Below are 25,049 nucleotides of genomic sequence, written 5' to 3'. Positions count from 1 at the left end.
TCCCCCGGCCCCTCCCCGTTCGTTCCTCACGGAGAGGGGAGAATTCGATCCCGCTTCGACTTGGTTGGGGGCGCGTCCGGGGCGCCCGCCGGCGCAGTTCGATGTTTGCCTGCGTGCACTGCCGCCAGCCTTACAGTCCGCGAAGGCGGACTTTGCGCCTTTCCCGCGGCGAATTCATTCGCTCCTGGGGAGGTCGCGCGGCGGCGCCCGCGGGTCGCGTGATCCCGTCCTTGCGCTCCAAACTCTATCTCGCCGGCCGCTGCAGCCCCTCGCCGCGGGTGAAGAGTGGCGGGATGGAAACCGGCAGCCGTCCGGTGATGGCGGTCTGGCCGGCGAGGGCGCGGGCGGCGGCGCGCTGGCTGACCTCGGCGCCGCCCCACGCCAGCAGGTACGCGGGCGCGGAGGGATAGAAGCCGATCACGTACGGGCTGCCGAACGAGACCGCCACCACGCGCCCGCCGTCCGCCGAGAGCGATTCCACGAACTGCGGAAACCCGCCGCGCGCGCCCACGGTGCCCGCGTGCTCGCGCGGCTGCACGTACGCCGAGACCACCACCACGTCGGCGGAATCGGTGAGGGCGCGGATGCGGGCGTACGTTTCCGGTGGCGTCTGCGGGTCCACGCGAAACGAGCCGACGGCGAACCCCATCCGTGTCAGCTCGCGGTCGAACCAGCGGCCGGCGGTCAGGTCCACCCCGTCCGCGTAGGTCACGGACAGCACGCGCGCGCCGGGCGCCAGCGGCACCAGCCCCCGCCCGTCGCGCGCCAGGGTGATGGACCGCTCCGCCACCGTCTGCGCCAGCTGCTGGTGCGCGCGAATGCCCACGCGCTGGTCCACCGCCTCCAGCGACACGGTGCGCTGCCGGTGCAGCCCCGCGCGTGCCTTGGCCGCGAGCACCGCGCGCACCGCCGCATCCAGCCGCGCCTGGGGAATGCGGCCGGAGCGCACGCCTTCCACCACCGCGTCCACCGCCTCGCGCGCGTCCAGCGGCTGCACCAGCACGTCCACGCCCGCCTCCAGGGCCAGCAGCAGCGGCTCCGTGCGTCCGTGGCGGCGCACCACCGCGCCCATGTCCATCGCGTCGCTGAACACGATCCCCCGGAACCCCATCTCGTCCCGCAGCACCCGCGTGATGAACAGCGGCGAGAGCGACGCGGGCGGCGCCTCCGGCCCCTCCACCCCCTGCACCGAGATGTGCGCCGCCATCATCCCGTCCACTCCCGCCGCCACCGCCGCGCGAAACGGCACCAGCTCCACGCTGTCCAGCCGCGCCCGGTCCGCCCGGATCGCCGCCAGGCCGATGTGCGTGTCCGCCTCCGTGTCGCCGTGCCCCGGGAAGTGCTTGCCGGCGCCCATCAGCCCCGTCGCGTGCAGCCCGCCGATGAACGCCGTCGCCAGCCGCGCCACCTCCCGCGGGTCCTCGCCGAACGAGCGGGTGTTGATGATGGGGTTCAGCGGATTGCTGTTCACGTCCAGCACCGGCGCGTACGTCAGGTGCACTCCCACCGCCCGGGCTTCCGTCCCGATCACGCGCCCCACCTCGCGTGCCACCGAGTCCGAGCCGATGGCCCCCATCGCCATGGTGGGCGGAAACACGGTGCCGCCGCCCAGCGGAAGCAGGTGGGGGAGCGTGTGTCCGCCGCCCAGCCGCATCCCCGGCCCGTTCTCCATGTCGGTGGTGATGAGAAGCGGCACCTTGGCCCGCTGCTGTAGCGCGTTGAGCTTGGCCGCGTAGCTGTGCGGCAGCCCGATGGAGATGACGATTCCGCCGATCCCGTCGCGCTCCACCCACTCCAGCAGCCGGTCCATCTCCGGCGAGTCGCGCGCCACGTACTCGCCCCCCGTCCAGGGAAAGACGATCTGCCCCGCCTTTTCGCGCAGGTCCAGCGACGCCAGCGTCCGCTCCACCCACGCCTGCCCCTCAGCATCCAGCGGCGCGTCCGACAGCGCGGCCACGGCACTGGGTGGATGGATCGCGGTCGATGCGGCGGCGTCCGGCGCGGTCTGCGGCCCAGACGCGGGGGATGCGCACGACGCCGCCAGCGCCAGCAGCGCCGCGAGCGGAGCGGAGGATCGATGGATGGATGGCATGGCTAGCAAGGTAGATGGCTGGGAGGATGCGCGGCAACGGCGCCGGCCGGGCTTCTGCGGATTCAGTCGGCGCGGGTGGCATGATGCCGCTCTCCAGAACATGGGCGTGGACAAAACAGACGCTCACGCGTATCATGTCTCCTTCGGTTGCTTTGTGGCCGCGCGATTGGCGGCTCTGTGGAATTAACGGGGAGGCGAAGCGTATGGGCGGCGTCACGTTCGGTTCAGGGAGTCGTGTCGCGGGCGGCGGAACGTTCGGCGGAGGCCACCGCATGGGCGGCGGCTGGACTGGCTCCGGCAACCGCAGGGGTGGAGGGTTTGGCTCCGGCACGCGCCGCGGCGGCGGCTATACGCTCGGCGGGGGCCACCACAAGGCGCCGGCCACGTATGGCTCCGGCAACCGGTGCGGCGTCGGCTTCGGCTCCGGGAACTGAGGGCGATGGCGAGCGGCGTCTTCGTGGGTTCCGGCCACATGCCCATGGCGCGGGGCTATACCTACGGCTCTGGGGCTCGTGCCGGCGGCCACACGCTCGGCTCCGGCCACCGCCGCGGACCCGGCGGGTTCATCGGCTCCGGCCATCACCGGGGGATCGGCTCCGCCGGGTCGGGGAACTGACCGGCGAGAGCGTGTCTCTTTCAGGATTGTGCTCAGCGCGAACCAGGGCGACGAAGAACCTCGCCCAGGTGCGCTGAACGAGGCGGGAGCGAGCTGCGGCGCGCTCCCGCCTGCTTTTTCTCTTCACCCGCGCAGACCCCTCGCTCCCGCGCAGGGTGTTGCCCCCGCGAGCAGGTGAAGCCCCGCCGGGCGAGCTCCGCGAGCCCAGGGCGGGCTTATGGCCTTTCTAGCCGCGGGCTTTAGCCCGTGGCGTTTTCCCGCGGCGTTTTCCCGCGGCGTTTTCCCGTGGCGTTCGCCCGTGGCGTCCGGCCGCGCGGTCCTCCAGATTTCCTGCCATCCAGGCAGCGGACGTCTCGCGTCTCCCCGCCGACCATATTAGTTTCCCCGTCACGCGTACCGAAGCGACCCGCACCTGACAGAGCACCGATGGCCGACGCCTCCACCCTGTTGCGCACCCCCCTGCACGCCGAGCACGCCGCGCTGGGCGCCAAGCTCGTCCCGTTCGCCGGGTACGAGATGCCGGTGCAGTACCCCACCGGCATCACCGCCGAGCACCACGCCGTCCGCCGCGCCGCAGGCCTGTTCGACGTGTCGCACATGGGCGAGTTCGAGGTGCGCGGCGAGCGGGCCATGGAGTTCGTGCAGCACGTCACCACCAACGACGTGTCGAAGGTGGAGGTGGGGCAGGCGCAGTACGGCACGCTGCTGAACCACGACGGCAAGCTGCTGGACGACCTGATCGTCTACCGCTATCCCGAGCACTGGATGCTGGTGGTGAACGGGTCCAACAAGGACAAGGACCTGCGCTGGATCCAGCAGTTCACCGACCAGTTCGGCGTGGAGCTGGTGGACCGCACCGACGACATCGCCCTCCTGGCGCTGCAGGGGCCAAAGGCGCAGGAGATCCTGGCCGGCCTGACGGACGCCGACCTGGACGCCATCCGCTACTACCGCTTCGCCGAGGGCGCGGTGGACGGCATTCCCGCCACCATCAGCCGCACCGGCTACACCGGCGAAGACGGCTTCGAGCTGTACGTTCCCGCCGCGGACGCCGCCCGCCTGTGGCGCCGGCTGCTGGCGGTGGGCGGGGACGGCGGCCTGCTCCCCGCCGGCCTGGGCTGCCGCGACAGCCTGCGGCTGGAGATGGGGTACGCGCTGTACGGCAACGACCTGGACGAGGACACCACGCCGCTGGAGGCGGGGCTGGGCTGGGTGGTCAAGCTCGACAAGGGCGACTTCGTGGGCCGCGACGCCCTCGCCCGCCAGAAGGAGCAGGGGATCGGCCGCAAGCTGGTCGGCTTCCGGCTCAAGGAGCGCGGATTTCCCCGCCACGGCTACCCCGTCAGCATCGACGGACAGGAGGCCGGCGTGGTGACCAGCGGCGTGCTGAGCCCCACGCTGGGCGAGGGCGTGGGGATGGCGTACGTCCCCGCCGCCTCCGCCAAGCCGGGCACCGAGATCGGCATCGTCATCCGCGGCGCCGCCGTCCCCGCCGAGGTCGTCCGCCCGCCGTTTCACAAGGGCGGCACGGTAAAGAAGGACTGAGGGGATAGGGGACAGGTTACAGGGGACAGCCTGCACGTTCGCGGTGTCGGGATGGACCACCGCGAGTGGCCGGCACCCCCTCCGGGCTCGCACCACTCGCCCACCTCCCCCGAAACTGCCGGGGGAGGTTGAGTCGTAGGGACTGGCCGAAGCGCGATCGAATTCTCCCCTCTCCGTGAGGAACGAACGGGGAGGGGCCGGGGGAGGGGCACCACGCCGGCGCCAGTTCGATGTGAGCCGAAGCACTATCGACTTCTCCCCTTTCTCCCGCGCAGCGGGGAAGAGGGGCCGGGGGAGAGGGGGCCTGTCGGGCGCCAGTCGGATGCTTGCCGGGAAGCGCTGAGATCCTTCCGATCCCCTCCCCTCTCCACGAGGAACGAACGGGGAGGGGCCGGGGGAGGGGCACCGCGCGGACGCAGCGTGATGCCCTTCGCCGAGGCAGGGCGCATCGGCATACCAACCTCCCCCAGCAGTTTTGGGGGAGGTGCGAGCCTAAGCGAGCGGAGGGGGCGCCCGCCGACGCAGTTCGATGCGTTGCCCCGCGGCGGGTTCCCCTGCATCAACCCACCAGAGAGACACCACGTTGGCGGAAGCGGTACTGATCACCTCGGACGACCTGGAGCCCGCCATGCGGCTGCGCGGCGCGTTCGAGGCGAACGGCATCAAGGTCGAGCTGCTGGCCCCCGGCGAGGGGCTGGCCGACGCACTCGCCGAGCCGCTGCTGGTGGTGATCACCGGCGGCCTGCGCGAGCGGCGCGCGCGCGCCCTGATCGCCGCCGCGCGCGAGCGGGGGCGGCTTCCCGTCATTGGCCTTACCGAGCCCACCGAGCCCGCCAGCCGCGAGATCTGCCGCGAGCTGGGCCTCAGCGAGTGCTTCGCCAAGCCCATCGACGCCGAAGAGGTGGCGCTGGTGGGCCGCCGCCTGGTGCAGCGCGAGGAGCTGCGCGAGATCACCGGCATCGTCGGCGAGACCGAGGCCATGGAGGAGGTGCTGGAGCGCGTCGTCCAGATCGCCCCCGTCAACTCCACCGTCCTCATCCTGGGCGAAAGCGGCACCGGCAAGGAGCTGGTGGCGCGCGGCATTCACGCCCTGTCGCCCCGCCGCCACCGGCCGTTCATCGCCGTCAACGTGGCCGCGCTGCCGGAGACGCTGCTGGAAAGCGAGCTCTTTGGCCACGAGAAGGGTGCGTTCACCGGCGCCTCGGACCGGCGCAAGGGCTTTTTCGAGCTGGCCAACGGCGGCAGCATCTTTTTGGACGAGCTGGGCGAGATGCCGCCGGGGACGCAGACCAAGCTGCTGCGCGTGCTCGAGGAGCGCGAGTTCCGGCGCGTCGGCGGCGAGGAGTCCATCCGCGTGGACGTGCGGGTGATCGCGGCCACCAACCGCGACCTTCGCGAGCAGGTGCTGAACGGCGCGTTCCGGCGCGACCTGTACCACCGGCTCAACATCCTGCGCATCGACCTCCCCCCGCTGCGCGCCCGCCGCGAGGACATCCCGCGCCTCATCGACGGCTTCATCCGCCAGTTCAGCGCCGAGCACGACCGCGCCTTCCTGGGCATCGAGCCCGAGGCCATGCGCATCCTGGTGGAGTACGACTGGCCCGGCAACGTGCGCGAGCTGCGCAACCTGGTGGAGAGCATGGTGGTGCTCGCCCCCGGCCGCGTCATCCGCCCCGAGGACATTCCCGCCGAGGTGCGCTTCGGCGGCCGACGCGAGGCGCTGCTCCCCGTGCCCGTCACCATTGGCCACGGCAGGCCCGGCGAGCAGGCCAGCGGCGATGCGGCGCACCCCGCGCAGCCCCCGGCGCAGCTGGAGTTCATCCTGCGCACGCTGTTCGACCTGCGCATGGACATGGACGACCTGCGCCGCGAGTTCGACGTCTACCGCAGCCGCCACCGCGACGAGCTTGCCATTCCCACGGGGATGGGCGGATACGTGCCGTTCTCGCAGCCGCTGGCCATCAGCCCCGTCCCGTACGCCCCCCCGCCCGAGCCTGTTCAGGAGCGCGAGGAAGGCACCATCGTCTTTCGTCCCGGGATGACCATGGCCGACATGGAGCGCGAGGCCATCAGTGCCGCGCTGCTGCACTCCCGCGGCAACCGCCGCCGCGCCGCCGAGATGCTGGGCATCGGCGAGCGGACTTTGTACCGGAAGCTCAAGGAGTACCATCTGGACGCGTAGGGAGGAGGCGAGGGAATAGGGAACAGGGAATAGGGAATAGCGGGACAGGAACGTGGGCGGCGGCTGACGCTGATCGTCGCTAGCTTGTCCGTTGCCACGACCCCGCGCCCGACACCAAAGCCTGTCATCCCGAGGCCCGGCCGCACCGGGCCTTCTTCTCGCACCGCCGGTCGCAGGGCCGAGGGATCTACTCTCCGCCTGCTCGAGGCCGGACGCGGCAGCCCGCGCCACCGCCGCCGCCCCGACGCGCCCCGACAGAGCCTGCCCGGCCCCCCGCGCCAATCCTCAGCGGAAGCACAACAGCCCTCCCCAGCAAAGCCGAGGAGGGCTGTCGATCATGAGGCGCCGATACAAGCCCCTTCATCAGTCCCGCTATTCCCTATTCCCTGTTCCCTATTCCCTGTCCCCTCAGTTCGTCACCAGCTTCAGCCCCACGATGCCGGCCAGGATCAACCCCACGCACGCAAGCCGCAGCGCGCTCGCCGACTCACCGAACAGCGCGATCCCCAGCAGCACCGTGCCGATGGTTCCCACGCCGGTCCAGATCGCGTAGGCGGTGCCCAGCGGCAGCGTCCGCAGCGCCACGCCCAGCAGCCCCAGGCTCAGCACCATCGACACCGCCGCGCCCACGGTGGGCCACAGGCGCGTGAACCCTTCCGTGTACTTGAGCGCCACCGCCCAGCCGATCTCGAACAATCCCGCAACAAAAAGGACGACCCACGCCATCCCTGCCTCCGGGAAGTGTGGGGTCGTCCCCAGTTCTTGGTTCAGCACGCGGGGCCGTCCCCGCGCGCGTTCCTGTGGATAAACTCTACACCCTCCGCCGGTTCCCCGCAACTCGCCTCCGGACAAGCGCCCACTGTACCCTGTCCCCTGTACCCTGTCCCCTATCCCCCGACGTTGTCGCCCGCCCGCCCCCGCGATACCTTCGCGCGTGGATGATGCGCATCATTCCGTTCCGTTTCCCCCGATCCCGACCCGCATGCCCGGCCCGGAAGACCGCCACTCGCTGTTCGCCATCACCGCGCCGGGGCTGGAGCCGCTGGCGCAGGCCGAGCTGCGCGCGCTGGGGATCGACGCCGTCGTGGAGCCCGGCGGCGTGGCGTGGACGGGCGGGCTGGACGACCTGTACGCGGCCAACCTGCACCTGCGCACCGCCAGCCGCGTCACCGTGCTCGCCGCCGGGTTCCGCGCCCGCACCTTCTTCGAGCTGGAGCGGCACGCGCGCAAGGTGCCGTGGGAGCGGTGGATTCCGCGCGGCGGCGCCGTGCGGCTGCGGGTCACCTCGAAGAAGAGCAAGCTGTACCACGAGGGCGCCATCGCCCAGCGCGTGCTGGAGGCCATCGAGCACCGCGTGGGCCCGCTGGCCGGCAGCGGCGTGGTCGACGACGAGGAGGGCGGGGAAGACGCGGGGGATGCACAGCTGTTCATCGTCCGCTTCGTGCGCGACGCGTGCACCATCCGCGCGGACGCGTCGGGCGCGCTGCTGCACCTGCGCGGCTACCGGCAGGCGCTGGCCCGCGCACCCCTGCGCGAGACGCTGGCCGCGGCCATGCTGCTGGGGAGCGGATGGAAGGGCGAGTCGCCGCTGCTGGACCCCATGTGCGGATCGGGGACCATCCCCATCGAGGCGGCGCTGATCGCGCGGCACATCGCGCCCGGGCTGGCGAACCCGGAGCGCGAGCCGCGCCGCTACGCCTTTGCCGCCTGGCCGGAGTTCGACGCCGCGCGCTGGTCCGCGATCGTCGCTCGGGCGCGCGGCGAGATCCGGCCCGCCGCCGGCATCCGTATCCTGGGCTCCGACCGCGACGAGGGCGCCATCGAAGCCGCTACGGCCAACGCCGCCCGCGCGGGGGTGTCGGAAGACGTGGATCTCAGCGTCCGCGCCGTCTCCGCCATCGACCCGCCGCCGGGGCCCGGCTCCGTCGTCATCAATCCCCCGTACGGCGTTCGCGTGGGGGAGCGCGACCCGCTGCGCAACCTGTACGCCGCCCTCGGCCGCACGCTGCGGGCGCGCTGCCCGGGCTGGACGCTCGCGCTGCTTTCGCCCGACCGCGGGCTGGAAGGGCAGGTGGGCATTCCGCTGGACGAGGCGCTGCGCACCAGCAACGGCGGCATTCCCGTGCGGCTGGTGGCCGGCCGCGTGCCGGGGGAGCCCACGGGCGACGCGTAGCGGAAACTCCGCCGGGTTCGTGGGGTTCAATCGTTGGATGGCCCCCCGCGCGACTTGTGGGCGGAAAAGAGGGCATCGGAGGGACGCAGGAAGGCTCGAAGCGCTGCCATCGTCCCCCCTGTGGAGCCGGGCGGGGATGTTGCACGGATGGGAGGACGCCGCGCGCACCGCCGCCGCGCGCCCGGCCGCTCCGATCTCTCGCGGCCACCGTGGCGCCGATTGCGTGCCGTTCGTCACGTAACCCTTGCCTGCTGGTGCGCTTTGCTGTTCAGTTGATGCGCCCGGCGCAGGAGCCCGCATGCGCTCCGCGCGACGGAGTCGTTGCACTGGATGCCGGTCGGTCCAATATTAGGCGTCAAAACAAGCGGGACCCCCGGGTCCTGCGCCGACATGATCGATCTCCCCCCACTTCGGAGCCCCCGGATGCCGCATCCGGCCGGAAGACCCGCCCGGCGTTCGCGCCCGTCGTACCTGGCCGCACCCCCACTGCTTTCCGAGAGTGAGCCGTTCGAAGGCGCGGCGCTGCTGCGGGAGCACCCCGGCGCGCTGGGGGCCGTGCTGTGGAAGTCCCTGCGCGACGTGTCCGCCTGGACCGCCGCCGCGCCCGACGAGCGCGCCGCCCTCTTCCCCCCCGCGGCCGCCGGCCAGCGCGCCGCCGAGGTGGCCGGCGCCGGCGCCGAGACGGAGCTGTGGGGACCGCTGCTGGTGGTGGAGCGGCTACTGGCCCAGCCGGTGGATGTGGATTACCGGCGCCTGGTGCACGCCTGCCGCGCCATCGCGCGCTGGGGCGAGCGGCGCGGCTTTACGGCCGTGCAGCTCGCCTTTGTGCAGGCGGCGGCCAGGCTGGTGCCCGACCATCCGCAGCTGGCCTACTCCGTGGGCCGCCTGGCCCGCGACCGCGGCGAGTACGCCCGCGCCGAAAGCTGGCTGCGCTGCGCCATTCGCCTGGCCCGCGGCACGGACTGGCACACGTACGCCCTGGCCTACCTGAGCCTGGGCACCCTGTACCAGCAACTGGGCAACCTGCCCGCCGCCCGCGCCGTGACCCTGCGCGGCTACCGCACCACCGTGCGCCGCCGCGTGCGTGCCCTGCAGGGTGTGGCGCTGCACAATCTGTTCGCCATCTGCTCCGAAATGCTGGACTTTGGCCGCGCGCAGCAGTACGCGCTCGCCGCGTTCCAGGAATACGGCCCGGAGCACCCGCGCCTCCCCATGCTCGTGCACGACGTGGGGTGCGTGTGGATCCTGCAGGGCCGTTTTGCCCCCGCAAAAGACGCGTTCCAGATGGTGCTGCCCCGGTTCTCCCAGCCCGAGGACCGGCTGCTGACCCTGGGTACGCTTGCTCGTGCCGCGGCGGCCGCAGGGTCCCTTGCCGCCTACGAGAGCAGCTACGCCGAGGCTGTACAGCTGCTGCACCAGAACGTAGCAACCCCTGAGCGAGCGTCGCAGGTCTGGCTGAACCTGGCCCGTGCCGCCGCCTCTGCCGGCGAGTACGAGCGCGCGGTCCCGGCGGCGCAGCAGGCCCTCGCGCTTGCCGGCACGCTGCGCCTGGGCCAGATCCGCATGGAGGTGGAGTCGCTGCTCCACTCCGTGAACGCCGCACGCGCGGCGGGCCAGGCACGGCTTCAGGCCGCGCCGCCCGTGCCCGTAGATCCACAGACCGAGCAGGATGCCGCCGCGTTCCTGGACGCGGTACGCGCGACAGTGGCCTAGCTCCCGATTTTGGCCGGAGGTCAGGGAGCCCTCGTTCCTCCGCCAAAGAAGCCCGTTCCGTTCGCCTGCGCGACCGTGTCGGACGCCTCCACGGTGGGCGCGGTCGGTGAGCCGGTGCAGGCGGCGGCGGTCAGGGCAAGGAGCAGGGCGGCGGTAATGCGGAGCGTCTTCATGAGGGCCTCTGGAGAGGTGGATGAGTAAAACGCCGATGCGTCTCGGCGGGCAACAAAGTGCACAGGGTTGGTGCATGCAGTCAATTAAACTGTTTTGACGGCCCACATGCAAGCCGACACGTCATGCTCGCACCCACCCGTCCGCTCCTGGTGATGCACACCGCGCCGGGGTTGTCGCAGGCCCTGCGCGAGGCCTGCGACGACCCGGCGCGCGTGTGGCCCATGGCCGACTGGGAGGCGCTGGAGCGCGCGATGGACCGTGTGCCCCCCACCGCCATCGCCATCGTCGATCCGTTCGACGCGGAGGGCGGCCCCCCCTCGCCGCGCCTGGAGGCGCTGCTGGCCGGGATGCCGTCCGCCACCGTCGTCGCCGCGTTCACGGTGACGGCGCAGACGGCGCGGCACGTGGACACGCTGGCCCGCTGGGGGGTGGCGGACGTGATCGACGTGGGGCGCGAAGACACGCCGGTGGCGCTGCGCCAGCGGCTGCGGAAGGTGCAGGGGCGCCTGGCGGCGCGGCTGCTGGAGCGCGCCCTGCCGCGCTCCACTCCCACCCGCACCCGCTCCCTGCTGGCCGTCGCCGCCGACACGGCCGCGACCGGCGGGGGCAGCACCGACCTGGCCGCGGCGCTGGGCGTTACCGAGCGCACCGTGCTGCGCTGGTGCATCCGCGCGGACCTGCCGCAGCCGCGGCGCCTGCTGGCGTGGCTGCGCGTGCTGCTGGCGGCGGACATGCTGGACGACCCCGGCCGCACGCTGGCCGCCGTGGCGGCCGCCTGCGGCTACTCCAGCGACACCGCGCTCCGCAACACCCTGCGCACCTTTCTGGCTGCGTCCCCCACGGAGCTGCGCGGGCAGGCCTTTCAGACCGCCTCCGGTGCCTTTGCCCGCGAGCTCTTCACCCTTCGCGACGCCGCCCACGCCCGCGGGCGGCCTGAGCGGACGTGGCTGCATTGAGGTGAACGGGTGAACGGGTGAACGGGTGAACGGGTGAACGGGTGAACGGGTGAACGGGTGAACGGGTGAACGGGTGAACGGGTGAACGGGTGAACGGGTGAACGGGGGTGGCGGGGTGGATGGGTGGATGGGTGGATGGGTGGATGGGTGGATGGGCTCGGGTCCGAGCTGGATTCCCGATTCGCGCGAAATCGTGACTTCCTGAGGGAGCGCCCGCACCGACTCCGCCGTACCGAGAAGCCTGCGCGCGACCGAAGGATCTCGCCTGCATGACGACGGGCTCTCCGTTCGACTGCGGCCCCGGCCCACGCGAGCGGTTGAAGCCCCGTTCGGCGAGCGTCAGCGAGCCGAGACGGGGCTTATCGCCGTTCCAGCCTGCGGCTTTAGCCGCCCGTGCTGGACGGGGCACACCACTGCTCGCTTTCACGCCGCCCGTGCTGGACGGGGCACACCACTGCTCGCTTTTCACGCCGCCCATGCTGGACGGGGCACACCGCTGCTCGCTTTTCCACGCCGCCCGTGCTGAGTCGGGGACACGACTCCTGCTTTCCCGCCCCATGCTGAGGCGGGGCACACCACTGGTCGCCTTTTCACCCCGCGCGTGCTGGGCGGGTCACCACCGTCGCTCGCCTTCGCCCCGCCCGTGCTGAGCCGAGCGGCGCCTCCGTCCTTCGTCACAACCCGCCGGTCTGGCGCGTTGCACCCCAGGACGCGCGGGCCGCTGGCCCCGCTTCTGCGGCGGGATGCTGTCCGCGCGCCTGGCGCCGCCTGACCGACGACCTGCCGGGGTGTACGCACCCCGCGACCTTTTTGAGTGGAGAGCTCCAGATGACGTTTCGGAACCGGCGGATCGCCGCCCCCGCACTGCTGCTGGCCGCACTGGCCGGCTGCGACGTGGTGGGCGGCGACATCGACAACTTCCAGCGGGACAAGCTGTCGCAGGCGCGCACGCAGTGGGACGGCAAGAACGTCGCGTCCTACAGCTACATCCTGGAGCTGGAGTGCTTCTGCGCGCCCGCGTCGGAGCTGAAGCCCGTGCTGGTGACGGTGCAGAACGGCGCCGCGGCGTCTCTGCAGTACTGGAACGAGGATCCCGCCAAACGCACCCCCGCGCCCGCCGCTACCTTTGGCGCCTACGACACCGTGGAGGAGCTGTTCGACGTAGTGGAGGACGCCATCGAGCGCGACGCCGACGTGCTGCAGGTGGGCTACGATCCGGAATTCGGCTTTCCGCAGATCATCAACGTCGACTACCAGGTGGGCGGCAGCGATCAGAAGCTGCTCTTCGTCAGCGAGTTCGACTCCACCCCGGGCGCCTGACGCGGCTCCACCGGATCGCGGGCGTAGCGGAGCCGGCGGAGCATCCTTCCCCCGGCTCTTTCGTCCGGATGGAGGAATTGGTTGATGCACCTACGGGCGCGCCGCTTGCCTGAAGGACGTGCGACCGGTCCCGTTTCCGCGCCACGCCTGGAGATGCCGATGTCCGTACGAGTCCTGATGCGCCTGGTGGCGGTTGCCGCGGTGCTCACCCTGCCCGGCTGCCTGGTGGTGAGCTGCGGTCCCTGACCCGCCGTCACAGACGCGAAAAGCCCCGCCCGGAGAATCCTCCGGGCGGGGCTTCTTTCGTGCGGAACGCGGTTACCTGCTGCCCAGCCGGATCAGGTTCTGCCGCATGTCCCAGACGATGGTCTCGTTGCCGCGCAGCGTGACCCGCGGCGAAGTCCGCGTGTAGCCGGTGCCGCCCTCCGCGCGCAGCTGGTACGTGCCACCGATGCTCGGAAGCGTGGTGGTGAGCGTCTCCGTCCCCAGCGTGCTCATCGTTCCGATCAGCATGTGCTGCCCCGAGCCCGGGACCAGGTACACGCGAACCTGCGAAGGAATGGTGCCGTCGTTCTCCACGGTCACCCGCAGGTACTCGCCCCCGCCGCCCTCGCTGGGGCCGCCGGCCTCGCCCGCGTTGCCGGCGCATGCCGCCATCACCAATGCCGTCAGCACGGCGGTCGCCGTGCGCATCATCCTGATCATCACCCCTCCTCGGATTTCGAGTGTGCGGGGGTGTAGTGCACCGGCCGTGCCATGGGTTTGCACAAGGCTCAGCTCGGTTCCGGCTCCGTATCGTCCTCGTCCGAGGACAACGCAGCGTCCACGTTGTCACTCCCGTCGTCCGCCGCCCCTTCCTCCTCCCCCGGCGTGCCCTCCTCCGCCCCGGCCGCGGGAAAGAGCAGGGCACCCAGCGTGTCCAGCAGCTCCTCGCGGCCGTCGCCCTTGAGCGACGAGAAGGCGATGGCCTGGTCCGGCTCGATCTCCAGCGCGCGGACGGTGGCGGTGAAGGCTTCCTTGCGCTTCATGGCCGCCAGCTTGTCGGACTTGGTGAACGCGAACAGCACCGGCAGCCCCAGCTCTCCCAGGTAGTCCACCGAGCGCAGGTCGTCGGGCGTGGGGCCCGTGCGCAGGTCGATGAGCTGCACCACTCCACTGAGATCCTTGGACGTGCTGAGGTAGGAGTGGATGACGGCCTCCCACTTTCTGCGCGCCGGCTCCGGCGCCCTGGCAAAGCCGTAGCCGGGCAGGTCCACCAGGAAGAAGTCGCCCAGGTCGGAGCGCACGTGGTAGAAGTTGATCTCCTGCGTTTTTCCGGGCGTGGCCGACACGCGCGCGACGGCCGTGCGCGTTCTTCCCAGCAGCCGGTTGATGAGCGACGACTTGCCCACGTTGGAGCGCCCCGAGAACGCCACCTGCGGCATTCCGCGCGTGGACTCGGGCGCCGCCTGCCCCGGCTGCCCGATGGCCCCGGCGAATTCGACGGATTTGATCTTCACGGCAGGGGGATAGGGAATAGGGAACAGGGAATAGGGAATAGCAAGCAAAGACCTTGGGGCGGACACCCTGGTGTTCACCGTCGGTGTATGCGTCGGGTTCGCGGCTTCAGGCAAAAACGAACCCCGCGGCCGGGGACGCCGGCCGCGGGGTCAGGGATGAGGCGAAAAGGAAGCGGGATGCGCCACAGCCCGTGCAGTTGCAGGCTATTCCCTATTCCCTGTTCCCTATTCCCTGCAGTTCACGCTTCCTTGCGCCGCGCTTCCGGCGCCAGCACCAGCAGCGGCGGCACGCCGTCCGTCACGCACTCGGGCGTCACCACCACCTCGCGCACGTCCTCGCGCGAGGGGATGTCGAACATGATGTCGCGCATCAGCGACTCGATCACCGCGCGCAGCCCGCGCGCGCCCGTGCCCCGCTCGATGGCCTGCCGCGCGATGGCGCGGATGGCGCCGGGGTCGAAGGTGATCCCCACCCGGTCCATCTGGAAGATCTTCTGGTACTGCTTGACCAGCGCGTTCTTGGGCTCGGTGAGAATGCGCACCAGCGCGTTCTCGTCCAGGTTCTCCAGCGTCACCGTCACCGGCAGACGGCCCACCAGCTCCGGGATCAGGCCAAAACGCAGCAGGTCCTCGGGCTCCACGCTCTCGAACGGGTCGGCGTGCTTCACCAGCTCGCGGCCGCCGTCCTTGGCGCCAAAGCCGATCTGCCGCTTTCCCGTGCGTGCCTCGATGATCTTTTCGAGCCCGTCGAACGCCCCGCCGCAGATGAAGAGGATGTGGCGGGTGTTGATCTGGATGTACTCCTGCTGCGGGTGCTTGCGCCCCCCCTGCGGCGGCACCGAGGCCGTGGTGCCCTCCAGGATCTTCAGCAGCGCCTGCTGAACCCCTTCACCCGACACGTCGCGGGTGATGGACGGGTTCTCGCTCTTGCGGGCGACCTTGTCGATCTCGTCGATGTAGATGATGCCGCGCTCGCACTCCGCCACGTTGAAGTCGGCGGCCTGCAGCAGGCGGACCAGGATGTTCTCCACGTCCTCGCCCACGTACCCCGCCTCGGTGAGCGTGGTGGCGTCGACGATGGTGAAGGGCACGTGCAGCACGCGGGCCAGCGTCTGGGCCAGCAGCGTCTTGCCCACGCCCGTGCTGCCGATGAGGAGGATGTTGGACTTGTCCAGCTCCACCTCGTCCATCACCCCGTGGTTGTTGACCCGCTTGTAGTGGTTGTACACCGAGACGGCCAGCGACCGCTTCGCCATCTCCTGCCCCACCACGTACTGGTCCAGGACCTCCTTGATCTCGGTGGGCGTGGGCACCGGGGTCGCGGCGCTGGTGGCCTCCTTGATCTCCTCCTCGGCCAGGATCTCGTTGCAGAGCGAGATGCACTCGTTGCAGATGTAGACCGAGGGCCCCGAGATGAAGCGTTTGACGGAGTCCTTGGACTTTCCGCAGAACGAGCAGCGGAGGTGCTTGTCGCTGGGCATTGCTGGGCCTGCGTGTTGAAAAAGAGGAGAGGGGTGAGGGTGGGGCTCCGGTCAGGAGCCCGTCCCCGTCTCGGCCTCGGCGTGCCGCACCGCCACCAGGCTGGCGCCGCCCACCCCGTGCGAGATCACCTCGTCGATCAAGCCGTACTCCTTCGCCTCCTCCGCCGACATGAAGCGGTCGCGGTCCAGGTCGGCCTCCACCTGCTCCACCGACTGCCCCGTGTGGTGGGCCAGGATCTCGTTGAGGCGGTGGCGCAGCCCCAGGATCTCGCGGGCGGCGATCTCGATGTCGGCCGCGCTCCCCTGGCTGCCGCCCGACGGCTGGTGCAGCATGATGCGGGCGTTGGGAAGCGCGCTGCGCTTGCCCTTTTCGCCCGCGCCCAGCAGGATGGCGCCCATGCTGGCCGCGCTGCCGATGCAGATGGTGTGCACCGGCGAGCGGATGAACTGCATGGTGTCGTAGATCGCCAGCCCCGCCGTCACCACCCCGCCCGGCGAGTTGACGTACAGGTAGATGTCCTTGTCCGGGTTGTCGGCGTCAAGGAACAGGAGCTGGGCGATGATGATGTTGGCGACCGTGTCGTCCACCGCGCTACCCAGGAACACGATGCGGTCCATGAGCAGCCGGCTGAAGATATCGTAGCTGCGCTCACCCCGGCTGGAGCGCTCGATCACGTACGGCGGATAGATGGCCATCGTCTGCTGGTCTCCTGGCGTCTTTTAAGAGGGGCGGCCCGGCCGGTCAGGCCTGCTCGACCGTGTTGCGCGCGCGCAGGTGCTCGAAGACCTTGTCCTCCAGGATTTCGGCCTCCAGCGCCTGCATCTGCCCGGAGCGCTCCAGCTCCACCCACAGGTCGCTGGGGGTGCGGCCGTGCTGCTCCGCCAGCGCCTCCACCCGGGCGTCCACGTCGTCGGCGGTGGGGCGCAGCCCCTCGCGCGCGGCGATGTGCTCCACCACCATCATCCGCTTGAGGGCCGACTCGGCCTGGGGGCGCATGATGGTGCGCAGTTGCGAGAAGCGTTCCTCTTCCTCGGGGCTCCGCTTGCGGGGATTGCCGTCGCGGTCGGGCGCGTCGCCCATCATGTAGCCCAGGTAGCGGTCCACCATCGACTGCGGGACGTCGAAGGGGTTGGCGTCCACGATCTGCTGCACCAGCGCGTCGCGCATGGCCGCATCGGCGCGCTTGGTGGCGTCCGACGCCAGGTCGCCGCGCACGCGGGTGCGCAGGGCCTCCATCGACTCGAACTCGCCCAGCCCCTTCGCGAACTCGTCGTCGAGCTCGGGCAGGTCCTTGCGCCGCGCCTCCTGCACGCGAATGCGCAGGCGCTGCTGCTGGCCGGCCTGGGCCTCGTCGGCGAAGTCCTCGGGAAAGGTGACGGTGAACTCGCCCTCTTCGCCGGGGGCCAGGCTCATGATGGCGGCCTCGATGTCGGGAATGGCCTGCCCCTCGCCCAGCTCGAAGCGGTACTCGCTGGCCTCGGCGGCCTCGCCCTCGGCCGTCTCGTCCAGGTTGGTGATCTCGACCAGCACCAGGTCGCCGTAGTCGGGCTTCTGCCCCTCTTCGAGCGAGTGCAGGGTGGCGCGCTCGGTGCGCAGCCGCTCCAGCAGCGAGTCCACGTCCTCGTCGCCCACGGCGTCGGCGGGGCGCACCACCTGGAAGCCCTCGGTGCGGGCCAGCTCCAGCGTGGGCTGCACCTCGAACTGCACCTCGAAGTGCAGGTCGCCGCCGTCGCCGTGGTAGTGCACGTGCTCTACCTGGCCCTGCGTGATGGGCTGGAACTCGCCCGAGTCCAGCGCCTCGCGGTAGGCCTCCTGGATGACCCGGTCCACCGTCTCCTGCTCGATGGCCTGGCCAAACTGGCGCTCCACCAGCGACGCGGGCGTCTTGCCCTTGCGAAAGCCGGGCAGGCGCACGTTGCCGGCGATCTTGGAGCTGACGCTCTGGCGCACGCGGCGCACGCGCTCGCTGGGAACGGTGATCGAGAGGCGGCGGCTCCAGGACGTGGGCTCCAGGACCTCGACGCGAAGCTCGCTGACGGGGGCAGTGCTATGCTCGGCCATCCGGCTGTCTATCTGCTGAAAGAATCTGTTGCTGGCGAGGTGCGAAAGGGGGGATTCGAACCCCCACGGCCGAAGCCACTGGTTCCTAAGACCAGCGCGTCTACCATTCCGCCACTTTCGCGCGAGACGAACGGGCAAATATAGACGGCGCCCATAGGGGGGTCAACCAACGGCCGCCCGTTGCGCCGGTCCAGTCCCGCATCTGTCCCAAACTGCGCTTCGGCGGCGCCGCACGCCAGCCCCGGGGGCCGATCGGCGGATTCCCGGGGAATCGTGGTGGATTCCCGTCCGCCACGCCACGGGCCCGCCACGGCCAGCCCGCGGGCTGAAGCCCGCGGCTGGAAATGCCACAAGCCCCGTCCCGGCTCGCTGCGCTCGCCGAACGGGGCTTCACCTGTTCGTGTGGGCTGCGCCCGCGCTCCGTCGCCTGGGCATCCGCGAGAGCCGGCCGTAATCCGGCGCCGGCCTCTCTCAGCGGGCGGCGACGCGCGCGGGGGCGGCGGAGCGGCCTTCGATGCGGAAGCGCACGACCTGCGGCACGCCCTCGTCGTTCAGCACCACGGCGTAGATGCGCTCGCCGCGGATCACCAGCGGCATCCGGTCCTCGTGCGCCAGGGGAAGGGAAAGGCGGCCCTGGTAGCGGCCCTCGGGATCGAAGACGTCGAACGCCGTCTTCTTCTCCGCGGCGGGGAGGGAGGGGCGCACCCAGAGCCAGCCGCGGTCGTCCGTGCGGATGGAAAGGAACGCCGGCTTCTGCTTCGGTACGCGCGACAGGTCCACGCGGCCGCCCTGGTCGGTGAACCACTTGAGCTGCGCCGGCACCGAGTCCCGCTCCTGCGCCGACACCGCGACCGGTGCGGCGGCGCGCTCCACCACCCGCAGCGTGTCGCCGGCGGGGTCGTGCAGGCGCAGGCGGTAGCGGTCCGTCACCCCGGACCACACGCGCCCGTCCGCATCCAGCGTCCACGCCAGCTCCGGCGCGAACGGCACCGGCGCCGCCATGCTGACCCGCCCGCTGGAGGTGCTGAACTGGGCAGCGGTGAAGGGGGGAAGGGGAAGCCGCTGCCCCCGCCCGGAGGCGGGGTCCAGCCGCAGGAGCGCGGGCGGGCCGCCGATCCCGGCGGCGCCCGGCGCCACGTCCCACAGCCGCCCCCGCCGGTCGAAGCGGCCGGGCCAGGGGTACATGGCGTGGCTGCTCTCGCGCCGCACCGTGGTCCGCAGCAGCCCCGTGGTGTCGAACACGGAGAAGCGGGCGTTGCCGGGGTCCATCACCCACAGCGCGCCGGCGGGGTCCATCGCCAGCCCCATGGGCCGCTTGAACTCGCCCGGGCCGGCGCCCTGCCCGCCAAAGGAGCGCACGTGCCGGCCGTCCGCGCCAAAGACGCGCACCTGGCTGGCCTGCGCGTCCAGCACGTACAGCCGCCCCTGCGCGTCCACCTCCAGCGCGGCGGGAAAGGCGAACTCGTCCGGTCCCGCGGACCGCGCGGCGCCGATGCGCAGCTCTTCCACCGCCCGCCAGGCGCTCTCGGGCGTCCACGCGCCGCGCTCCGGGTTGCGGACGGCGACTACGCCGCCGGCCAGCGTGTCCACGCGCGTCGCGTCCACGGACGGCTCCGCGTCCGCGCATGCCGCCGCGCCGATCAGGACGAGGGCGGCGGCCAGGGGGCGATGGATCTTCATCGTTCTTCGATCAGGAGCGGTTGGATGGGCACGGGACGCGATGGGCATCAGCTGGCGTGCGGCCGGGGGAGCGGCACGGATCAGTGAACGTGCGTCACGATTGGCTGGGGGGACTCTCGCCTCCGCCCGAACCGCTTCCGCCGCCGCACGTGCAGGTGGCGATGTCGAGCCAGGTGCTGCAGGTACAGGTGCAGGCGCCTTCGGCCGAGCACGTTCCGCGGCTGCAGGTCACGGAGCACTTTCCTTCGGGCTCGGGGGTGGCGTAGGCGCTCTTGACCGCGAGCGGAGCCGCATACACTGCCGTGGCCGCGATCAAGGCCGCGCAGGCCAGCCGCAGCCGCCGCGCACGAGTGGAGGTGTTTGTCATGGGTGCCGTTTCGCTGAGGTGATTATGAAAAGGAAACCGTCCCCCGGCTCCGCACATCACTCAATGGACGTCCCGTCCCACCACGAACTCCGTCAGCTCCGCGCGCGCCGCCGACCGCAGCGGCCCCGGCGTCTCGCCGCGGATGCGCCCCTTTTCGACCGTCAGCGTCACGGGCGTGGCGCGGACCCCCAGGGTGGCGTCGATCTGCTCCGGCGTCGCCGTCAGCACGCGGACGTGGTGGCCCAGCGCGCCCCAGTACGCCGCCGCCGAGTCGGGCGACGTGGGGCCCACGGCGAACAGCGCCACGCCGCCGCCGCGCGCCCGGCGCACGATCTCGGTCCAGTTCGCCGTGTTGGCGCGGCTGACGGCGCACTCGGGCGAAAAGACGAAGACGACGGCGCGCTCCGCCGCGGCGATCTCCGCCAGCGCGCCGCCGGGCCGTGCGCGGACCGGCGCGTCGCGCTCCGTGGGCCGGCCGGCGGCCTGCGCGGTCGCGGGGGCGGTGACCCACTGGCGGACGGCGCCCGCCCCGTTCCATGCGCTCGCCGCCAGCACTACGGACAGCAGCAGCATCGAGGCGGCGTAGAGGCGGTTCTTCATTCGGCACCCGCTTCGGAGAGGGGATACACCTCGACCCGGTCGACGTAGGTGTCGTCGAACGCGATCCCGTAGACGTGCGATCCGCTGATGCGCAGCGGCCGGAAGCGCGGCGGCACGCGCACGGGGGTGCGCGCGGAGCCGTCCCAGCCGGCGCGGTCCCAGGTGCGGGCGTGCCCCTCCCAGCTGGCCTCCGTGTCGAAGCGGCGCGCCCACACCTCGCCGCCGGGCGTGGCCAGCACGCCGGTCACCGCGGGGCGCACGTGGGCAAAGAAGCGCCGGTGCAGCGCCTCCAGCACCGTGGGCGGCACCGGCGGAACGCGCATCAGCCCCGTGTCGATCTCCCCCGCCAGCCGGCGCAGCCGGTCCTGCCGGGTGACGCGGCCGGGCGCGCGGGCCCAGCGCACGCGCGCCGCGCCCCCCGCGCCGATGCGGTACGCCTCGGCCGGGCCGCCGGGCGCGAAGACGACGGTGCCGTCGCGGAGCAGGTCCCAGCTGGGCGCGGGGGAAAAGACGGGGGGATTGAGCCAGGTGGTCGCGCTGGAGCCCGCGGCCGTCTCCACGTGCGTGGCGCGGACGCCGGCGACGGCGAAGCGCACCAGGGTGTCGGCGGCGGCCAGGGCGGTGTCCAGCCGCACCAGCGCCCCGGCCTGGCCGTCCGGGCCGACGAGGAGAGGATCCGCGTGCACCTCCATCACGAAGCCGCCGTCGAAGGCCGCCAGCCGCCGCACCGTCTTCGACGCGGTGGTCCGGTGCCCCGCGGCGGGGTTCGCCACGCGCGGCCGGGCGCCGTCCGGGGCGTGCAGGGTGAGCCGCTGCGCGTCCGCATCCCACACCCCCACCGCGCCGCTCCACGGCAGCACCAGCAGGTGCGTGGGGCGCAGGAACTCGCCGGGCCCGCGACCCTTGCGCCCGAACGCGAACAGGAAGCGCCCGTCGCGGCCGAACGCCGAAACCCGCGCTTCCATCTCGTCCAGCACGTACAGCGTGTCCCCCGACCGGCTGGGCGCCACGTCCGCCAGGCGGCCGAAGGGGGGCGCCAGGCCGTCGCCGCCGTCGATGCGCAGCACGGGGCGCATGGGGAGCGGGCGGGGCGCATCGCTCCTGGGCAGCACACGCTCGCGGGCGGGGGCAAGGTCCACCGGTGCGGCGAAGAGGGGAGACGAGAGCTCGCGCCGCACCTGCGCCCGGGCGCGCGCTTCCGCCACGCCCAGGCACAGGGCCACCACGCCCAGCGCCGCCGCCACGATCCACGCCGCCCGCCGCTTCACGGGCGCACCGCGGCGGCGGTGGGCGCGAGCAGCGCCGCCAGCGCGCGGACGTCCCGCGCCGCGGGCACCGTGCGGCCGCTGTGGAGCGCGAGCCCGCCGCCATCCAGCAGCACCCAGCGCGCGCGCGCCAGCTCCGTGCGGGCCGCGGCCGTCGCCGGCACGATGCGGCCGATCGAGGCGCGCACGCAGGCGTCCACCCCGCCGCCGCCGGCGATCCACACCACCCCCGGCGCGTTCTTCAGCTCCGCCGCCAGCGCGCACAGGGCGGCCGCGCCCTCGCCCGCGGAGTCGGCGCGCACCACCGCGCGTACGCCGGCTGGAGCGGTGGCGGCCAGCGCGCCCAGGGCCGGCAGCCGGGCGCCGTGCGCGATCGGGGAGACGGCGCCGCCGCGGTCGACCGCCAGGTAGTAGTTCGCGCGCAGCGCCGCGAGCCGCTGCATCCCTTCCGACGCCAGGAGCGCGGCGGAGGTGCAGAGGCAGAGAAGAAGCAGCCGGTATCCGCGTGCGGAAAGGCGGGCGAGCCAGGAGATCCCGGATTCCGTTCCGCGAAGCTCGGCGGATTCAGGGCGGTGGACGGGCGGAGAAAGGACGGGGTCCATGATGCCGTCTGCGCAGAGATCGAAACGTGGATTGCCTCCATCGGCGTGCCGTTCGCCCCGGACCGCCGCGGACCGGGAGGACGCCAAGGGGGCTGTATCAAGGCACTGCCTCCCGCATCTGGAATCAGGTTAATGAGCCCCCGATTCATCGTCAAGGATCATCGGATAAGGTGTGTATTATTTGTACAGCATCTGCTATATCCAGGAATCACTTGCACCGATTCACACCGATGTGAGGCGGAAAAGGAACAAATCGAGCAGGGGCCGGGTGCGGGAGGGAAACGACGGAGCGCCACCCGGCCGTCCGGGTGGCGCTCCGTCGCGAAAGGGGTTCCGCCGGCGGAGCTCAGTCCGGCAGGCGGATGTTCAGGATGCCATTCTGGCCGCCGTTGAACACCACCCGCAGCGACACCACCTGGCCGGGGTTCTTGCGCTCCACCAGCCGGCGGAACGCGGCTACGTCGGTCACCTCCTGCCCGTCCACCGCGAGGATGCGCGTGCACCGGAGCAGCCCGTTGCGCTGCCCTACGCCGAACCGCTCCGCCTCCGTCACGATGATGCCCGTGGTCTGGCCCTGCAGCTCGCAGTTGCGCGCCACGTCGGGGGTCACCGGCGACACGGCCACCCCCAGCCGGGTGCTGCCCTCCGCGGGCGCCGGCGTCTCGGCGCGGGCGGCCTGCGGCGCCTCGGCGGCGGTGGGCGCCTCGCCCAGGCGCACGGTGACGCGGCGGCGCTCGCCGTAGCGCATCACCTCGAGCTCCACCGACTCGCCGGGTCGGCGCGTGGCGATCATCCGCTGGAACTGCCCCACCCGCTGCACCGGTCGGCCATCCACCGCCACGATCACGTCGCCCTGGCGGATCCCCGCCTCGCGCGCCGGGCTCTCGGGGGGAAAGTCCTGCGCCACCACGCCGGCGATGCGCTCCAGCTTGTACACCTCCGCGTCCTCGGGCCCCACGTTGGTCACCTGGATGCCCACCGCGGGGCGGCGCACGCGGCCGTAGCGGATCAGGTCGTCGGCCACCTTGCGCGCCAGGTCGATGGGCACCGCGAAGCCGTACCCCGCGTTGTAGCCCGTGGGCGAGGCGATGGCGCTGTTCACGCCCACCACCTCGCCGCGCAGGTTCACCAGCGGGCCGCCCGAGTTGCCCGGGTTGATGGGCGCGTCCGTCTGCACGAAGTCCTCGATGGCCCACCCCGCGTTGGCGCCCGCGTTGCTGCCCAGCAGGTTGTTCAGCGAGCGCCCCTGGGCGCTCACGATCCCCGAGGTCACCGTGATTCCCAGGTCCAGCGGGTTGCCGATGGCCAGCACCCACTCGCCGATGCGCACGTCTTCCGAGCGGCCCAGGCGCACCGCGGGAAAGCGGTCGCCCTCGATCTTGATCACCGCCACGTCCGTCAGCGGGTCGCGGCCCACCAGCCGGGCGCGCAGCTGCCGGTTGTCGGTCAGGACCACGTTGATCTGGTCGGCGTCGGCCACCACGTGGTTGTTGGTGACGATGTAGCCGTCGGCGCTGATCAGGAAGCCCGATCCGCTGGCCTGCTGCGGCCCCTGCGGACCCTGCTGCTGCGGGAAGGGGAAGGGGAAGGGAAAGCCCTGGCCCTCCTCCTCGCCCTCTTCTTCGCCGCGGCCGCGGCGCGGGGTGGCGCGCGCGCTGCGCTCCGTCTCGATGGCCACCACCGCCGGCGTCACCGACTCGGCGATGGAGATGAACGCCTGGCTCAGCTCCGCCACCGGCCGCACGTCCGATTTGGACGGCTGCTCGGTGGTCTGCAGCAGGGTGGCCGCGTGCGAGCCGGCGGTCCATTCAAGCCCGCTGGCCAGCAGCACGCCGCCCGCGAACGCACCCGCGGTCACGCCCACCAGCTTCAGCTTGGCACGTACCGGATCGAGCATGGTTGTTCCTGTTCCGTTTGACTGAAGGGACTTTGCCACGTTCAGTATCGCCCCCTTCCCCGATGGCGCGGAAGGGGGGTGGCATTAATCCATCGTTAAGCGCGTCCGTGGATCCAGCGGAAAACGTAACTGCGCACTGCGCTTTGGGCGTGTCCCTCCGCTGCGCTCCGGGCCGGGCTGCGCGCGCCGTAGGCAACGATACAACTGTTGCCAACGGCGTCGAGCCCCCGGCGCGCCAGGGTCCCACGCGCTCCGTCCGCCCCCGTGCACGGCGCGCCGGTGTCTCGCCCCTGCGGGCGCGCATCCCTCACGCAATCCGCCTCTCCGCTTCCCTGCAAGACCCCCACCATCCCGCTGCAAACCTTGTCGCAGCGCGATGGGTTCTCCCCCCTCTCCGCGAGGAACGAGCGGGGAGGGGGCCGGGGGGAGGGGCCGGATTACCCGGCGGGCGGGCGATGGGTTTTCAACGCGGCCCCGCAGGCGCCCCCTCCGGGCTCGCATTCCTCGCCCACCTCCCCAAAAACTGCTGGGGGAGGTTGGGGTGTGGCCGGGATCGCGGATCGACGAAACAGGTCGAACTGGATCCTCTTCGCCGCGCCCAAATCCATCGACATCGCCAACCTCCCCCAAACTTGGGGGAGGTGCGAGCCTAAGCGAGCGGAGGGGGCGCTCTCCGACGCAGCTCGATCCCGGATCCGCGCGTCCCGCCCCCGTCCCGGCACACGAACGGCCCCGGCCCCGGAATCCGGAGTCGGGGCCGCGCGTCATCCATCCTGATCCACTCTGGCCCACGGGCGGCCGGCCCTCGCGGACCGGACCGCCTCC

Annotated in this window: 20 protein-coding genes and 1 tRNA gene; 7 read left to right on the top strand and 14 right to left on the bottom strand. The window is 71.6% G+C overall.

The genetic code is table 11. The annotated features are described in order from the left end of the window. Positions 1–244: 244 nt before the first annotated feature. Positions 245–2,092, bottom strand: coding sequence for a glycoside hydrolase family 3 protein (locus VGC13_RS29255; RefSeq protein WP_331128876.1), 1,848 nt, complete (start codon positions 2,090–2,092; stop codon positions 245–247). A 1,042-nt stretch (positions 2,093–3,134) separates the two neighbouring features. On the opposite strand from VGC13_RS29255, the gene gcvT reads away from it, so the two are divergent. Further along, positions 3,135–4,253, top strand: coding sequence for a glycine cleavage system aminomethyltransferase GcvT (gcvT, locus tag VGC13_RS29250; RefSeq protein ID WP_331128875.1), 1,119 nt, complete (start codon positions 3,135–3,137; stop codon positions 4,251–4,253). A 583-nt stretch (positions 4,254–4,836) separates the two neighbouring features. Further along, positions 4,837–6,435, top strand: coding sequence for a sigma-54 dependent transcriptional regulator (locus VGC13_RS29245; protein WP_331128874.1), 1,599 nt, complete (start codon positions 4,837–4,839; stop codon positions 6,433–6,435). Between the two features lie 408 nt (positions 6,436–6,843). Here the strand turns inward: VGC13_RS29245 and sugE are convergent, their stop codons facing one another. Then, positions 6,844–7,161: a quaternary ammonium compound efflux SMR transporter SugE gene (sugE, locus tag VGC13_RS29240; RefSeq protein ID WP_331128873.1), complete on the bottom strand. Its 318-nt coding sequence runs from the start codon at positions 7,159–7,161 to the stop codon at positions 6,844–6,846. Positions 7,162–7,417: 256 nt separating this feature from the next. On the opposite strand from sugE, the gene VGC13_RS29235 reads away from it, so the two are divergent. Together VGC13_RS29235 and VGC13_RS29230 are read left to right on the top strand one after the other, a co-directional pair. Further along, positions 7,418–8,608 carry a hypothetical protein gene (locus VGC13_RS29235; RefSeq protein WP_331128872.1) on the top strand — a complete coding sequence of 397 codons (1,191 nt, stop codon included), beginning with the start codon at positions 7,418–7,420 and terminating at the stop codon, positions 8,606–8,608. 423 nt (positions 8,609–9,031) lie between these two features. Then, on the top strand, positions 9,032–10,321 hold the full coding sequence (locus tag VGC13_RS29230; protein WP_331128871.1) for a tetratricopeptide repeat protein: 1,290 nt from the start codon (positions 9,032–9,034) through the stop codon (positions 10,319–10,321). A 20-nt stretch (positions 10,322–10,341) separates the two neighbouring features. On the opposite strand, the gene VGC13_RS29225 is transcribed toward VGC13_RS29230, so the two are convergent. After that, on the bottom strand, positions 10,342–10,494 hold the full coding sequence (locus VGC13_RS29225) for a hypothetical protein (protein WP_331128870.1): 153 nt from the start codon (positions 10,492–10,494) through the stop codon (positions 10,342–10,344). Between the two features lie 123 nt (positions 10,495–10,617). On the opposite strand from VGC13_RS29225, the gene VGC13_RS29220 reads away from it, so the two are divergent. After that, positions 10,618–11,451, top strand: coding sequence for a helix-turn-helix domain-containing protein (locus VGC13_RS29220; protein ID WP_331128869.1), 834 nt, complete (start codon positions 10,618–10,620; stop codon positions 11,449–11,451). An 828-nt stretch (positions 11,452–12,279) separates the two neighbouring features. Next, positions 12,280–12,771: a DUF6174 domain-containing protein gene (locus VGC13_RS29215; RefSeq protein ID WP_331128868.1), complete on the top strand. Its 492-nt coding sequence runs from the start codon at positions 12,280–12,282 to the stop codon at positions 12,769–12,771. Between the two features lie 318 nt (positions 12,772–13,089). Here VGC13_RS29215 and VGC13_RS29210 read toward each other — a convergent pair whose 3' ends face one another. The 7 genes from VGC13_RS29210 to VGC13_RS29180 form a co-directional block, all read right to left on the bottom strand. Then, positions 13,090–13,476 (bottom strand): hypothetical protein, encoded by a 387-nt coding sequence (locus VGC13_RS29210; RefSeq protein WP_331128867.1) that lies wholly within the window; start codon positions 13,474–13,476, stop codon positions 13,090–13,092. A gap of 68 nt (positions 13,477–13,544) precedes the next feature. Continuing rightward, positions 13,545–14,270 carry a ribosome biogenesis GTP-binding protein YihA/YsxC gene (gene yihA / locus VGC13_RS29205; protein WP_331128866.1) on the bottom strand — a complete coding sequence of 242 codons (726 nt, stop codon included), beginning with the start codon at positions 14,268–14,270 and terminating at the stop codon, positions 13,545–13,547. A gap of 239 nt (positions 14,271–14,509) precedes the next feature. Beyond that, positions 14,510–15,751, bottom strand: coding sequence for an ATP-dependent Clp protease ATP-binding subunit ClpX (gene clpX / locus VGC13_RS29200; protein WP_331128865.1), 1,242 nt, complete (start codon positions 15,749–15,751; stop codon positions 14,510–14,512). Between the two features lie 51 nt (positions 15,752–15,802). Further along, positions 15,803–16,447: an ATP-dependent Clp endopeptidase proteolytic subunit ClpP gene (gene clpP, locus VGC13_RS29195; RefSeq protein ID WP_331128864.1), complete on the bottom strand. Its 645-nt coding sequence runs from the start codon at positions 16,445–16,447 to the stop codon at positions 15,803–15,805. A 46-nt stretch (positions 16,448–16,493) separates the two neighbouring features. Next, positions 16,494–17,813 (bottom strand): trigger factor, encoded by a 1,320-nt coding sequence (gene tig, locus VGC13_RS29190; protein WP_331128863.1) that lies wholly within the window; start codon positions 17,811–17,813, stop codon positions 16,494–16,496. Positions 17,814–17,853: 40 nt separating this feature from the next. Then, positions 17,854–17,934 (bottom strand) — tRNA-Leu (locus tag VGC13_RS29185). Between the two features lie 350 nt (positions 17,935–18,284). Further along, a complete protein-coding gene (locus tag VGC13_RS29180) occupies positions 18,285–19,493 on the bottom strand; it encodes a 6-bladed beta-propeller (protein WP_331128862.1) in 1,209 nt (402 codons plus the stop codon). Between the two features lie 89 nt (positions 19,494–19,582). On the opposite strand from VGC13_RS29180, the gene VGC13_RS29175 reads away from it, so the two are divergent. After that, on the top strand, positions 19,583–19,759 hold the full coding sequence (locus tag VGC13_RS29175) for a hypothetical protein (RefSeq protein WP_331128861.1): 177 nt from the start codon (positions 19,583–19,585) through the stop codon (positions 19,757–19,759). Positions 19,760–19,920: 161 nt separating this feature from the next. Here VGC13_RS29175 and VGC13_RS29170 read toward each other — a convergent pair whose 3' ends face one another. The 4 genes from VGC13_RS29170 to VGC13_RS29155 form a co-directional block, all read right to left on the bottom strand. Next, the gene (locus VGC13_RS29170; protein ID WP_331128860.1) at positions 19,921–20,460 is read right to left on the bottom strand and encodes a hypothetical protein; all 540 of its coding nucleotides are present in this window, start codon (positions 20,458–20,460) and stop codon (positions 19,921–19,923) included. Beyond that, positions 20,457–21,728 carry a 6-bladed beta-propeller gene (locus VGC13_RS29165; RefSeq protein WP_331128859.1) on the bottom strand — a complete coding sequence of 424 codons (1,272 nt, stop codon included), beginning with the start codon at positions 21,726–21,728 and terminating at the stop codon, positions 20,457–20,459. Before VGC13_RS29165 ends, VGC13_RS29170 begins: the two co-directional genes overlap by 4 nt. Continuing rightward, positions 21,725–22,168 carry a hypothetical protein gene (locus VGC13_RS29160; protein ID WP_331128858.1) on the bottom strand — a complete coding sequence of 148 codons (444 nt, stop codon included), beginning with the start codon at positions 22,166–22,168 and terminating at the stop codon, positions 21,725–21,727. Before VGC13_RS29160 ends, VGC13_RS29165 begins: the two co-directional genes overlap by 4 nt. 505 nt (positions 22,169–22,673) lie before the next feature. Continuing rightward, entirely contained in the window at positions 22,674–24,224 is a 1,551-nt protein-coding gene (locus tag VGC13_RS29155; protein WP_331128857.1) for a Do family serine endopeptidase, read from the bottom strand. Positions 24,225–25,049 lie beyond the last annotated feature (825 nt).

Origin of the sequence: Longimicrobium sp. (assembly GCF_036399255.1) — a bacterium.
In the GTDB taxonomy this organism is placed as follows: domain Bacteria; phylum Gemmatimonadota; class Gemmatimonadetes; order Longimicrobiales; family Longimicrobiaceae; genus Longimicrobium.
This window is presented reverse-complemented; position numbering and strand designations above follow the sequence as displayed.